The sequence below is a fragment of the Mesorhizobium sp. B2-3-11 genome (assembly GCF_006442215.1).
Lineage (GTDB): Bacteria > Pseudomonadota > Alphaproteobacteria > Rhizobiales > Rhizobiaceae > Mesorhizobium > Mesorhizobium salmacidum.
In genome coordinates this window covers 144625-157644 of sequence record NZ_VFVS01000009.1, presented here as the reverse complement: position 1 = coordinate 157644, position 13020 = coordinate 144625, and the positions used below count along the sequence as shown (strand labels likewise).

10 protein-coding genes are annotated in these 13020 nt (G+C 64.0%); 4 read left to right on the top strand and 6 right to left on the bottom strand.

The annotated features are described in order from the left end of the window. Positions 1–59 precede the first annotated feature (59 nt). From FJ960_RS14815 to FJ960_RS14805, 3 genes are all read left to right on the top strand, one after another. On the top strand, positions 60–1067 hold the full coding sequence (locus FJ960_RS14815) for an ABC transporter substrate-binding protein (protein WP_140714984.1): 1008 nt from the start codon (positions 60–62) through the stop codon (positions 1065–1067). A 124-nt stretch (positions 1068–1191) separates the two neighbouring features. Then, entirely contained in the window at positions 1192–1959 is a 768-nt protein-coding gene (locus tag FJ960_RS14810) for an ABC transporter permease (RefSeq protein WP_181165849.1), read from the top strand. A 10-nt stretch (positions 1960–1969) separates the two neighbouring features. Next, positions 1970–2752: an ABC transporter ATP-binding protein gene (locus FJ960_RS14805; protein ID WP_140714887.1), complete on the top strand. Its 783-nt coding sequence runs from the start codon at positions 1970–1972 to the stop codon at positions 2750–2752. A 36-nt stretch (positions 2753–2788) separates the two neighbouring features. On the opposite strand, the gene FJ960_RS14800 is transcribed toward FJ960_RS14805, so the two are convergent. The 3 genes from FJ960_RS14800 to FJ960_RS14790 all read right to left on the bottom strand — a co-directional run bounded on the left by FJ960_RS14800 (position 2789) and on the right by FJ960_RS14790 (position 7060). Further along, the gene (locus FJ960_RS14800) at positions 2789–3118 is read right to left on the bottom strand and encodes a hypothetical protein (protein ID WP_140714885.1); all 330 of its coding nucleotides are present in this window, start codon (positions 3116–3118) and stop codon (positions 2789–2791) included. Positions 3119–3314: 196 nt separating this feature from the next. Next, positions 3315–5207 carry an ABC transporter ATP-binding protein gene (locus FJ960_RS14795; RefSeq protein WP_140714883.1) on the bottom strand — a complete coding sequence of 631 codons (1893 nt, stop codon included), beginning with the start codon at positions 5205–5207 and terminating at the stop codon, positions 3315–3317. Then, on the bottom strand, positions 5207–7060 hold the full coding sequence (locus FJ960_RS14790; RefSeq protein WP_140714881.1) for an ABC transporter ATP-binding protein: 1854 nt from the start codon (positions 7058–7060) through the stop codon (positions 5207–5209). The genes FJ960_RS14795 and FJ960_RS14790 overlap by 1 nt, the downstream gene beginning before the upstream one ends. Before the next feature lie 319 nt (positions 7061–7379). On the opposite strand from FJ960_RS14790, the gene FJ960_RS14785 reads away from it, so the two are divergent. Continuing rightward, on the top strand, positions 7380–8819 hold the full coding sequence (locus FJ960_RS14785) for an NAD(P)-dependent oxidoreductase (RefSeq protein WP_140714879.1): 1440 nt from the start codon (positions 7380–7382) through the stop codon (positions 8817–8819). A 28-nt stretch (positions 8820–8847) separates the two neighbouring features. Here FJ960_RS14785 and hutH read toward each other — a convergent pair whose 3' ends face one another. The 3 genes from hutH to FJ960_RS14770 all read right to left on the bottom strand — a co-directional run bounded on the left by hutH (position 8848) and on the right by FJ960_RS14770 (position 12985). Continuing rightward, positions 8848–10344 (bottom strand): histidine ammonia-lyase, encoded by a 1497-nt coding sequence (hutH, locus tag FJ960_RS14780; protein ID WP_140714877.1) that lies wholly within the window; start codon positions 10342–10344, stop codon positions 8848–8850. 148 nt (positions 10345–10492) lie between these two features. Continuing rightward, on the bottom strand, positions 10493–11596 hold the full coding sequence (locus FJ960_RS14775; protein WP_140714875.1) for an alcohol dehydrogenase family protein: 1104 nt from the start codon (positions 11594–11596) through the stop codon (positions 10493–10495). 9 nt (positions 11597–11605) lie between these two features. Continuing rightward, on the bottom strand, positions 11606–12985 hold the full coding sequence (locus tag FJ960_RS14770; protein WP_140714873.1) for an aspartate aminotransferase family protein: 1380 nt from the start codon (positions 12983–12985) through the stop codon (positions 11606–11608). Positions 12986–13020: the final 35 nt, after the last annotated feature.

Below are 13020 nucleotides of genomic sequence, written 5' to 3'. Positions count from 1 at the left end.
TCTCACCAGACCGGATGCCTGGGTAAAAGCGGTCTGATCATCAAGGGGAACGAAAGATGATGCTCAACCTAGCAGGACAATTTCGCGCATTGGTGATGGCCGTTGCCTTCGGGCTCACCGCCGCCCCGGCGGCCCATGCGGCCGATGCGGCCATTCCCACGACGCCCGAGGCCGGATCGTTCAAGATCGGCATCGAGCCCTGGCTTGGATATGGCCAGTGGCACGTCGCCGAGGCCAAGGGCCTGTTCAAGACGAACGGCGTGTCGGACGTCCAGATCGTCAATTTCGCCGAGGACAAGGATATCAACGCGGCACTCGCAAGCGGCCAGCTCGACGCCGCCAACATCGCCACCCACACGGCGATGGGCATGGTTGCGGCCGGCCTGCCGGTAAAGATCGTGCTGCTGCTCGATGTCTCCATGACGGCCGACGCCATCGTCGCTGGCAAGGACATCACCTCCATCGCCGATATCAAGGGCAAGCAGGTCGCTTTCGAGGAAGGCACGACGAGCGACATCCTGCTCAAATACGCGCTCGCCAGGAACGGCATGTCGGTAGCCGATATCCAGCCGGTTCCAATGCCTGCCGCCGACGCCGGCAGCGCCTTGATCGCGGGCCAGGTGCCGGTCGCGGTCACCTACGAGCCGTACCTCACTGTCGCCATGGCGCAAAACAAGGATGTCAAGCTGCTGTTCACCGCCGGCGAGGATCCCGGCCTGATCAGCGACGTCCTGGTGGTGCGCGACGAGGTGATCAAGTCTCGGCCCGGCCAGGTGCTGGCCATGATCAAGAGCTGGGACGCCGCGCTCAAGGACTACAAGGCCGACACCCCGGGCGGCCGCGCCATCATCGCCAAGGCTGTCGGTTCCGACGTCAAGGACCTCAACACCGCCTTCGACGGGGTGCGCTACTATTCCCTGGCCGAAAACAAGACGGCGCTCACCGGCGATTTTACCACCAAGACATTCGCCGACGTCGAAGCGGCCGCCAAGAACGCCAAGCTACTTCAGGCCGACGTGACGCCGGAGCAGATGATCGACCCGTCCTTCGTCAAGGCGGTGCAATGACGAGATCCGGATCGCGGTGGTAACGCAGATGTCCGGGGAGCCTCCCGCGAAAACCGGTTTGGCCCGCCCGACGCCGGCGCCCGCCGCAAAACCGGCGAGGCGTCGCCGATCCTCCGGGATCGGCGTGCCTATCGCCAGGTCGCGTTTCCTGGCGATAGCGGTGGCTGTCTTTGTCGGCCTTGGTCTCGCCTGGTGGGCGGCGACCGGGCTGGAATGGGTGAAACCCATCTTCCTGCCGTCGCCAGGCAGCGTCGCGACCCAGATCACCAAGCTCGCGGCCGACGGTACCTTGTGGCTGGACCTCAGGGCCTCGATGTACCGCATTTCCATCGGCTTTCTCCTCGCCTCGGCATTGTCCATACCGATCGGCGTGCTGATCGGCAGTTTCCGCTCCTGGGAGGCGGCCATCGAGCCGCTGGTGGATTTCATCCGCTATATGCCGGTTGTCGCCTTCGTGCCGCTCTCCATCCTGTGGGCCGGTACCGGAGACACCCAGAAATTCCTGATTATCTTCATCGGCACCTTCTTCCAGCAAGTGCTGATGGTCATGGACAATGTGAAACGGGTTCCTACCGACTTCATCGGCCTTGGCCGCACGCTCGGTCTGCCGGACCGCAAGATCCTGACGCGCATCGTCGTGCCCAGTGCCTTGCCGGGCATCTGGGACACGCTGCGCATCAGCCTCGGCTGGGCATGGACCTGGCTGGTGCTGGCCGAACTCGTCGCGGCGACATCCGGCCTGGGCTATCGCATCACCGTGTCGCAGCGCTATTTCCAAACAAACACCATCATCGGCTACATCCTGCTGCTGGGCGTGCTCGGCCTCATTACCGACCAGGTCATGAAGGCCTTGGAGAAGGTACTGTTCCGGCAGGAAGGCCACCCGCAATGAGGAACCGCCGATGACAGTTCCCAAATTGCGCATCGCCGGTCTCAACAAGAGCTTCGGCACCGGCGAGCGGCGTACGCAAGTGCTGCGGGACATCAATCTCGACCTTGCCGACAATGAGTTCGTCTCCCTCGTCGGCACGTCGGGCTGCGGCAAGAGCACGTTGCTGTCGATCGTCGCCGGACTGCAGGATTTTGACGCCGGCGACCTCAGCATCGATGGCGCACCGATCATGCAACCGGGTCTCGACCGTGGTGTCGTGTTCCAGTCCTACACGCTGCTTCCCTGGCTGACGGCGCGGCAGAACATCGAGTTTGCCCTCAAGGCGGCCGGCTATGACCGATCCTCGTGCCGCGAGATCGCGCTCGAGCATCTCGACCTCGTCAAGCTGTCGCAAAGCGCTGATCGTTTCCCGTCCGAACTGTCGGGCGGCATGAAGCAGCGCGTCGCCATCGCGCGCGCGCTCTCCTATCGCCCCAAGATGCTGCTGATGGATGAGCCCTTCGGTGCGCTCGATGCCTTGACGCGGCATCAGATGCAGGAACTGCTGACCCAGATCTGGGAAGAGCATCGGCTCACAGTGCTGTTCGTCACGCATGACGTCGAAGAGGCCGTCTACCTCTCGGATCGCATCATCGTCATGGGGATCGGCCCGGGACGCATCATGCAGACCTTCAACGTCGACATCGAGCGCCCGCGCCGGGAAGAGGTGATGGAAACTCCGGCCTTCATGGATTTGCAGCGCAGCGTGCACAAGGCGATCCGCGAGGCGTCAAGACGTCCCGAAATGGCGTAATACCAGCAAACTTCGTTGGCCACCGACGGTCAGGAATCAGGGGCCGTGGGGACTGCATATGTCGAGCGTCCATGCGATGGTGCCGCAAAAGTCGCCGGCATACCCACGGTAACTGCCGTAGCCATTGTAATAGCTGTCCATCCAGTTGCTGTTATCGGTCGAATTCTCGACGGTCCAACCGCTACCGACCCAACCGTAACGGTGTCCGTGTCCGCGGTTCGCGGCGCGCGTGTGGCCATTATGGGCGGTGGTGACGCGGACATAGTGATGCCTGGTGACTGCGGCATCGGCGACAGTGGCAAACGGGACAGCGCTCGTGGCCAACGTCAACACGATGGAACAGAGGAATACGCTTGGCTTTCTCATAAGCATGTCTCCTTTTCATTCGAGACATATGGAAAAGAACGCGCGCCTCCCCGCACACGTTCCTTCACGAAATCGGGCCTTCACGGTCCCGAGGACGGCGTGCGGGTCAGCGGCCACATCAGGGGATCTCGCAAATAGGTCTTCTCGGCAAGGGGTATGGAAGCAATCGGTCCGTTCGCACCCCGCCAGCACGAGCTTACGTTGCTTTGCCGGCCGCCGCGTCCATTCCCATCTCTTCCGCGGAAATGTCGTCGAAGGAAGCGTAGTTCATATTGTAGAGGCGGGCATAGAGGCCTTTCCTCTTCATCAGCTGCTCATGATTGCCGCTTTCGACGATCTCGCCGTTCTGCAGCACGATGATGCGGTCGGCGCCGCGGATGGTGGCCAGGCGATGCGCGATGACCAGCCCGGTGCGGCCCTCCAGCAGTTTGAGCAGCGCCTTTTGGATCAGCATCTCGGTGTAGGAATCGATGCTGGCCGTGGCCTCGTCGAGGACGAGGATCTTGGCGTCGGCCACCAGCGCCCGCGCGAAGCTGATCAGTTGGCGCTGGCCGAGCGAGAGGTTGCCGCCGCGCTGTTCGAGCTCGGTGTCGTAGCCGTCAGGCAATTGCTCGATGAAGTCGTGCGCGCCGACGGCCTGGGCGGCGCGCACCACCTCTTCACGGCTGGCACCGGTCTTGTGATAACGGATATTCTCCAGCACGGTGCCGGAGAACAGGAACGGCTCCTGCAGGACCATGGCCACCTGGTCGCCGAGCGAATCCTGCGTCAGGTCGCGCACATCATGACCGCCGACCAGGACTTCCCCCGACCAGACATCGTAGAAGCGGTGCACCAGCGCCATCGAGCTCGACTTGCCCGATCCGGTCGGGCCGACAAGCGCGACCGTTTCGCCCGAATTGACGCGGAAGGAGACGTTCTTCAGCACCGGCTGGTTCGGCCGGTAGCCGAAAATGACATTCCGGAACTCGACCGAGCCGTCCATGTCGCGCGACAGCGCCACCGCATTTTCCTTGTCGCTGACATCCACCGGCACGTCGAGCACTTCGGAGATACGCTGGCCCGAAGCCATGGCGCGCTGCATGACGCTGTATTGCATGGTGAGCGAGCGGATCGGGTCGAAGAAGCGCTGGATGTAGAACAGGAAGGCCACCATCACGCCGATGTCGAGACTGTGCGACAGCACCATCGACCCGCCGACGACGATCACGGTCGCCATGGCGACGCCGGTCAGCGTATCGACGATCGGCACCATCACCTGCGCGTATCTCGCCGACCGCAGATGCGCGTTGAGATTGGCCAGCACCTTCTCGTCGTAGAGGTCGAAATTGACGTGCTGGCGCTCCAGGCTCTGCACGGTGCGCACGCCATGGATGCCTTCGGCAAGCGCGCCGTTGGCGATGGAGTTGGTCTCGTGCGCCGCCATGAAGGCGACCTTGGCGCGCGGCAGCCAGAACAGGCGCACGATGAACAGCATCGGCATGGTCGACAGCGTCAGCAGGCCGAGCCGGAAATCGAGCCACAGCAGGACGGTGACGATGCCGAACAACAGCACGATGTCGCCCACCGACATCACGGATGTCTCGAGGAATTCCTGCATCGAATTGACGTCGCCCTGCAGGCGCGACATCAGCCGGCCGACCTCGGTCCTGTCCATGAAGCCGAGAGAGACCCGCTGCAGGTGGCTGAACATGGCACGACGCAGGTCGGATAGCACGTTTTCGGCCACCTTGCCGACGACGCTCTCCTGGACATGGCTGGCGGCGTAGTTGATGAGGATGATGACGGCAAAAGCGACGATCGCGGAGATCATCACCGATCGGTCGAGCTTGCCTGGCGCCATGCCGTGATCGATGGCGTAGCGGATGACCAGCGGGATCGCCAGTTGCGTCAGCGTGAACACCAGCACCGCGGCGACCGAGATGAAGATCCGGCCCTGATATGGTCTGACGAAACTCCAGATGCGCCTGACGATGCGCGGATCGTAGGCCTTGCCGAAGACCTCTTCCTCATCGCGGTGCGAGCCGACGACCGCCTTGGTCGGGCGCCGGCTTGTGTCTTCCTTCTCGTCGTCGTCCTGTGTTGACATCAGGCGGCTCCCTCGAGCCGATCTTCGTCCGGCCGCAGCTGCAGGTCGTAAAGCGCGCGGTAGCGTCCGCCGAGCGCCAGCAATTCCTCATGCGTGCCGCGTTCCACGATCCGGCCGCCCTCGACGAACAGGATCTGGTCAGCATGCATCAGCGAACTCAGCCGATGCGAAATGATGAGCGTCACGCGATCCCTGGCGAAGCGCTTCATCGCCGCCCGGATCCGCTGCTCGGTGCCGGCGTCGACGGCGGCCGTGGAATCGTCGAAGACCAGCACCGATGGCCGCAGCATCAGGCTGCGCGCGATGGTCAGGCGCTGCCTCTGACCGCCCGAAAGCGACGCGCCGCGTTCACCGACGACCGTGGTGTAGCCGGCCGGAAGGCCGATAATGTAATTGTGCAACTGGGCATACTCGGCGGCCTGCCCGATGCGGGTCTCGCGCGCCCAGGGATTGCCATAGGCGATGTTGTTCTCGATCGAGGTGGTGAACAGGAACGCGTCCTGCTGCACGACGCCGACAGCCTTGCGCAGCGATTGCAGCGTGACTTTGCGGATGTCCTGCCCGTCAATGGTGATCGCGCCTGAGGTCACGTCGTAGAAGCGCGGGATCAAATGCGCGATCGTCGACTTGCCGCTGCCTGGCGGACCGACGAGACCGACGGTCTCGCCGGGCCTGGCTTCGAAGGAAAGGCCGGAAAGCATCGGACGCTCGCCCGCGCCCTCATAGCGGAAGCCGACATTGTCGAAGCGCAGCACGCCGTCGGTGATGACCAGCTCTTTGGCATCGGGCGCGTCCTCGATGTCGAGCTCCGCATCGAGCAGTTCGAACAGCCGCGTGCCGCAGGTCGAGGCGCGCGCGAAGGAGTTGACCATCAGGCCGAGCTGGCGCACCGGCATCTGCAATATGGTCATGAAGGTGAGGAACTGGGCCAGCGTGCCGACGCTGATCTGGCCCGCGATCACCTTCTGGCCGCCGAACCACAGTACCAGGCCCATGGCGGCCAGGAACGAAAAGTTCATGGCGCTGGTGTTGGAGACGCGGATGTCGACGCGCTCATTGGCGAGCTCCAGCGCATCCTGCTTGGCGCGGTCGAACTTTGCCAGCTCATGCCGCTGAGCCGCGAAGGCGCGCACGACACGGATGCCGCCGAGATTCTCGTCCATCACCCGGCTCAGCACCGACAGCCGCTCCTGCAGCGTCAGCCAGGTGCTGCGCAGCCGGAGCTGCGTCACCGAGGAGCGCCAGGCGACGAATGGCACGAAGCTGAGGCTCAACAATCCGAGCACGAGATCGGTGCTGATCAACAAATAGGCGCCGACGCCGATCAGCACGCCAAGCAGCACCACGCGCAGGATGCCGGTGGAAAAGAACATGCGCACGCCGTCGAGATCGAGCAGCCCGAGCGTGATGAGGTCGCCGGTATGGACCTTGTCGTGGAAGGAAAAGCTCAGCCGCTGGATCTTCTCGTAGAAGGCGAGCCGCAGCTCATAGCCGGTCTGATGGCCGACGGCCTCGCCATAGTAGTTCTGCGCCATGGTGAAGAGGCCGCGCAGGATGCTGACGACCAGCAGCGTCAGCGCGGTAGTCCACAGCGCCTGCTCGGCCGCGGTGCCGGCACCCGTGGCCATCACCCCTTGCGCCTGGTCGATGGCGCGGCCCAAGAGGCGCGGAATGAAGAGCTGCAGCGTCGCTGCGACAAAGGTCGAGATGAGGGTGATAGCAACCTGCCAGGGATGGCGCAGCGTCATGCGCACAATGCGCAGCAACGTGCTGAGGCCCTTGCCCCAGGAGGCTTCCGCCACATGGGCAAATGATTTGCCGCGCTTGGCCGCGCTGGTTGCATCCGTGTGCAAGGAAAATACCCAGACCAATCCGGACATTAGCCCGAACGAATGTAGCAGACTCAATCAGATAGCGCGATTTTACGCGCGTCCGGCTTGCCCGTTCAAGGGGCCAATGACGGCATCGCACTGTACCTGAAAGGCGGTGCCGCGTGCCATCTCGGCCATGGCCATCAGGGCCTGATCGGCGGTGCGGTCACGGGCAAGATCGTGTCGCAACTCGCCGCTGGTCTGCCGCCGGTGATCGATCCCGCACCATTCCGGGCGGATAGGTTCTGGTTATTCAGCGCCTGCTTTATCAGTAGGCCTCCGTCCTGCATGAGGGAACGATGTGACCGCGACCACAGACATACACGCCGTTGAGCCGATCGATCCGCAACGCGCCTACGCCGTTCTGGTCTGCGACCTGATCGGCCTGCGCTTCGACGCTGATGGAAAGCCAGACGCTTCGGAGGTGTGTGCCCATATCGAAGCCAAGGGCGGCCGCTTTCATGCGACCGGACTTGGCGACAAGACCGCTCTCGAACCTAACCGGGTGCATTTCTTCTACCAGCCGGATCTCAGCACCCGCGAAGAGCTGATCGAGGCCGCCGGTGACGGACGCTATGACGCCGTCATTGCCGCCGCCACCTTCCTGCCTGCCGAGACCGTTTTTCCGCTGGCCGGCGTGCGGATCGGCGCCGGCACCGGCAATATGGGCTCGCGCTCGTGGGGCGGCGGCAGTGGCGAGGGCGGCTCGGCGGTGCTGATGAACACGCCCGGCATCAACAGCCGCGCCACCGCGCAGATGGTGATGAAGGCGATCCTGAAAGTGCTGCCGGATCTCCCGGTCGACACACTTCACGACCGGGTGGCGCGGGGCGCCTTCGACACCGGCAGGGAACTGCGCGATTTCCCCACCGAAAAGCTCGAAGGCAAGACGATTGCGATCATCGGCTACGGCAATATCGGCCGCGAGGTGGCCAAGCTTGCCCGCGCTTTCGGCATGCGCGTGGTGATCCATGCGCGGCCTCGGCATCGGGAGTGGATAGAAGCCGAGGGCTTTGCCTATGCGGCGGACCTCGCCGACGCGGCTCAAGGCGCCGATGTGCTGAGCGTTCATGTCGGCTTGGGCAAGCAGGATGCGCGGACCGGCCGCTATGCCAATGCCGGGCTCATCGGTACGGACATTTTATCTCGCATGAAAAGCGGCGCCGTGCTGGTCAACTACGATCGCGGCGAACTCGTCGACGTCGCGGCCTTGGGCGATGCCCTGAATACAGGGCAGGTGCGCCACGCCGCGATCGATGCCGACCTATTCAGGGATGCCTCCACTGGCAGCCTGTCCGGCCCGATGCTGCCTTATCTCGGCTTGGTCGAGAAGCATGGCGCCAGGCTCGAGCTTCTGCCGCATGCGGCGGCCGACACGGATCATCCCTCGCGCGTCGCCGGCGCCAAGCAGGCCGTCGACCAGATATTCGATGTCCTCTGCCGCAAGACAGTGACGAATGCAAAAGGCACCGTGCCGCCAGGCTATCTTTCGCTTGGAGCGACCACGCCTCCCGGCATCGGGCCGGTGACTGCGGATCATCTATTGAAATTGACCTCCAACGACTGCGCTGAATTGGCAGACGTCTGTGATCGGCAGAACCGGTTGTGGAGGATCTTGGCTGACATGCCGCAGCCCGAGCGCGGTAAGATTGTCGCCGAACAGGGTGAGGCGCTTGTCAGGCTGATCGACCGCTTCTGCCTTTTGGCCGAGCAACTGAATCTCCGGGGCCCGTTCCAATAGGAACGCGATTGCTGGATGGAGCGCCGGCTCAGTCCCGGGGACCGGACACCATACGGGCGACCCGAGTCATGTCGGCGCTCATCTCGCGGTCGTCGTCGAGCGGGCTGACGAGCGCACGAACGGCGGCAAAGGTGCGCTGCGGTCCTTCGCCCATGCTGTCGACGACGCCACGCAACTCCACGCCCGTCGCCGCGAAGATCAGTTCCATAGCAACGAGGTAGCGCAGGCGCTCGACAATCTCGGCGGTTTTGGCCACCACGCGCGGCGCCATCGACGACTGGTCTTCGATGCCGTCCGATACGGCAAGCGGGCTGAGCGACATCGGGTTGGCGAGATGCCGGATCTCGGCTTCCAGCGCGGCGAGCGGCTTTTGCAGTTCAGCGTAGCCTTGGCGGCTGCCGCCCCTGGCCGACAGGAATCGCGGCAACTCCGCAATTGTCGGCGACATCAGCTTCATGCAGCGGTTGGCGGTGCCCACTGCGCAATGGGCGAGCGCCTGGCCGAGATGCTCCCAGGCCAACGTCATCGCCGTGAGGTCGAAATTGCCGTTTGAGACGACGCGTTCGTCCTCGGGCAGGATCACCGGGTTGTCGCCGGAATGGGTCAGTTCGATCTCCGTCGCCAGCTTCGCCTGTTCGAACGCATGCAGCAGGCCGCCCCAGACCTGCGGCACGCAGCGATAGCTGAGCGGATCCTGGAGCCGCCGCGCCGCTTTGTCCTTCAACAAGCCGCTTCCCGCCAGTTCCGCACGCAGCCGGGCGCCGATCTCGCGCTGGCCGAACGCCGGCCGGGCGGCCAGGGCATCCTCGTCGATCGCGGTCAGGGAAGAACGGAACGCCTCGTAGTTGAGCGCCACCGCGGCCAGCGCCCAGTCGATGAGATGGGCGACGTCTTCGAGACACAGGCACGCCGTGCCGGTCGACAGGCTGTTGGCGACGATGATGGCGTGGCCGTCCTTCTCGCGCAGGTCGAGCGGTTCGAGCCCGGCGAGTGCGAGCGCCTCGGCCGACGGCATGATCTTGCCCTGGTATTCCGTCTCGCCGTCGCCGCGCAGCGCTCGCGCCATATGGCCGAGATGGGCAAGGTCCGCCGCGCCAATCGATCCCCAGGTGGGGATCACCGGATGGACGCCGGCGTTGAGCGCCGCCACGAGGCCCATCACCACGCGTTCGGAAGTGCCGGTGCCGCCCGCAGCCATGCCTGAGATGCGCGCGGCCATCAGCGCCCGCACCGCCTCGGTCGGAAGGGCCGGGCCGATACCCATGCTGTGGCTGAGCGGCACGCTGTGCTGGAAGGCAATCAGATCGGCCTGCGCGAGCGGCGTGTCGACACAGGCGCCAAGGCCGGTCGTGACGCCATACATCGGCTTGCCGAGTTGCGTCAGCTGCTCGATGAGCGCGCGGCTCGCCCGGATGCGCCGCATCGCCTCCTCGCCCAGCGTCAGCCGCGCATTGCGCCGCGCGATCTCGGCGACGTCAGCCGCGCTGAGCGGCTTGGCGTCGAGCAGTATCATTCGGGCTGTCATGTCTCGCCTGTATCCCGTGACCGGATGCCCGGGCCGGTGGCGCTGCGAGCGTCATCGTTTGTGGCGCCTTGCTGGCACGACTGCAAGCCATTCCGATTATGACAGCAGCAGGCGAAGGAGTTTCGGGCGAAAGGCCGGGGTTCCGGGGCTAGGCGAGGCGCTCCGTGACAGCGTCGGGCACCACCACCAGCTTGCCCACGAAATCCTTGGCGACGAAATCGGCCTGCGCGTGGTGGAAATCGGACAGCTTGTAGACGCCGCCGACCAACGGCCTGACCTTGCCCTCCTCGATGTAGCGAACGATGCGGCGGAAATCGGCGCGCGTGCCCTGGCTCGAACCATGCAACTGCAGCTGCTTGAGATACATGGTCCTGAGGTCGAGCTGGACGACCGGGCCTGCAATCGCGCCGGCAGTGGTGTAGCGGCCTTCGGGTCGCAGGATGCGCAACAGATCGTTGAAGATCGCGCCACCGACGAGATCGGCGACCACGTCGATCGGCTGGCCGCCGGTCGCTTCGGTCACGGCTTGCGGCAGGTCTGCGACGCCACGGGTGATGACCGCCTCAGCGCCGATGTCGAGTACGGCCTGTTCCTTGCCTTTGCCGACGACGGCATAGGGAATGGCGCCACGCGCCCGCGCCAGCTGCACGATGCCGGAACCGACGCCGCCCGAGGCGCCGGTGACCAGCACCCGTTCTCCGGCCTTAAGTGCGGCGCGTTCCAGCATCTGCTCGCCAGTAAGGTAAGCGCAGCAGAACGTGGCGAGTTCGACGTCGCTCAAGGTGGTGTCGACGACATGCGCGTTGTCAGCCGGCACCGTTTGATATTCGGCATAACCGCCATCGCGGCCATGGCCCATATAGTCGATGTCGGCGAGTGAATCGTCGTCGCGGTTGTAGATGGAGAAATCGACCATCACCCGTTCGCCGATGCGATCGGGCGAAACGCCTTCGCCGACGGCAACGATGGTGCCGACCGTGTCGGTGCCCTGGATGCGCGGGAAGGTCAGCGTATTGCCCTGCCTTCGCCAGGTCGACACCGCGTCCGCATCCTCCTCGGTACCATAGGCGCCCTGACGCACCCAGACATCGGTGTTGTTCATCCCGCAAGCGCTGACCCTTATCAGCACTTCACTTGAAGCGGGGGCAGGCACTTTGACATCGGTGCGGTAGACGAGCTTTTCCGGTCCGCCGTGCCCGGTGAGCAGCACGGCGGCCATGGTGGCGGGGAGGGTTTTGGTCATGGCATTCATGGGTCGGTCTCAGAGATTGGCGAATACGCTGCTCACGGCATCGGCGGTCTTGGCCACCACGATATCGGCTTCCTCGCGGGTCAGGCACAGCGGCGGCGCGAAGCCGAGAATGTCGCCCTGCGGCATGGCGCGGCCGATGACGCCGCTTGCGGCAAGGGCCGTGGCAATTTGCGGTCCGACCTTCAGCGATGGGTCGAAGAAGACACGGTCGTCACGATCTCTCACGAATTCGACCGCTGCCAGCATGCCGTCGCCGCGCACCTCACCGACGTGTTTGTGACCGCCGACGGCCTTGGCCAGTTCGGCACGGAAATAAGCGCCAGTCTCGCCGGCATTCCGCACCAGGTCCATCTCGTCGATCAGTTCGAGATTGGCGACCCCGGCGGCGACGCAGATCGGATGCGCCGAATAGGTCCAGCCATGGCCGAGCGAGCCGAGCTTGTCGGAGCCCTGCACCAGCACCTGCCACATCTTGTCGGCGACGATGACGCCCGACAGCGGCGCATAGGCAGAGGTCAGACCCTTGGCGATGGTGATCAGGTCCGGCTTGATGCCGTAGTGATCGGAGCCGAACATCGTGCCCAGCCGGCCGAAACCCGTCACCACCTCGTCGGCGACCAGGAGCACATCATACTTTTTCAGCACCGCCTGGATTTTTTCCCAGTATCCGGCGGGCGGCGGCACGATGCCGCCGGTGCCGAGGATCGGCTCGCCGATGAAGGCGGCAACCGTATCGGGACCTTCGGCCAGGATCATCTCCTCGAGCTTGTCGGCGCAATGCTGCGAGAATTGCTCCTCGTTCATCGAGCGGTCGGCGCGGCGGAAATAATAGGGCGCCTCGGTGTGCAGGATCGGCGCACGCGGCAGGTCGAAGGCGTTGTGGAAGAGGTCGAGCCCGGTCAGCGAGCCCGTCATCACGCCCGAGCCGTGATAGCCGCGCCAGCGCGAGATGATCTTCTTCTTCTCCGGGCGTCCCAGCACGTTGTTGTAGTACCAGATCAGCTTGATGTTGGTTTCGTTGGCATCCGAACCGGATAGGCCGAAATAGACCCTCGACATGCCCTTCGGCGCGCGGTCGATGATCATCTTGGCCAGCGTGATCGAGGCCTCGGTGCCGTGCCCGACATAGGCATGGTAATAGGCGAGGTTCTTCGCCTGGGTCGCGATGGCATCTGATATCTTCTGGCGGCCATAGCCGACATTGACGCAATAGAGGCCGGCGAAGGCATCGATGCTCTTCTTGCCGTTGTTGTCCCAGACGGTGACGCCTTCACCACCGGCCATGATCCGCGTCGGGCTCTCGCCACGGGCATGCGTGCCCATATGCGTCGAAGGATGGAAGAAGTGGTCGCGATCCCAAGCGGCGAGTTCGTTGGACTGATCGAGCATCTTTTTTGACTCCTTGAAAGAGATCCGGGTGCGAC

Bases quoted from the DNA above. Each gene is read 5' to 3' on its own strand.
- FJ960_RS14815 (WP_140714984.1), top strand. From the start codon at position 60: ATGCTCAACCTAGCAGGACAATTTCGCGCATTGGTGATGGCCGTTGCC.
- FJ960_RS14805 (WP_140714887.1), top strand. From the start codon at position 1,970: ATGACAGTTCCCAAATTGCGCATCGCCGGTCTCAACAAGAGCTTCGGC.
- FJ960_RS14800 (WP_140714885.1), bottom strand. From the start codon at position 3,118: ATGAGAAAGCCAAGCGTATTCCTCTGTTCCATCGTGTTGACGTTGGCC.
- FJ960_RS14795 (WP_140714883.1), bottom strand. From the start codon at position 5,207: ATGTCAACACAGGACGACGACGAGAAGGAAGACACAAGCCGGCGCCCG.
- hutH (WP_140714877.1), bottom strand. From the start codon at position 10,344: ATGACAGCCCGAATGATACTGCTCGACGCCAAGCCGCTCAGCGCGGCT.
- FJ960_RS14775 (WP_140714875.1), bottom strand. From the start codon at position 11,596: ATGAATGCCATGACCAAAACCCTCCCCGCCACCATGGCCGCCGTGCTG.
- FJ960_RS14770 (WP_140714873.1), bottom strand. From the start codon at position 12,985: ATGCTCGATCAGTCCAACGAACTCGCCGCTTGGGATCGCGACCACTTC.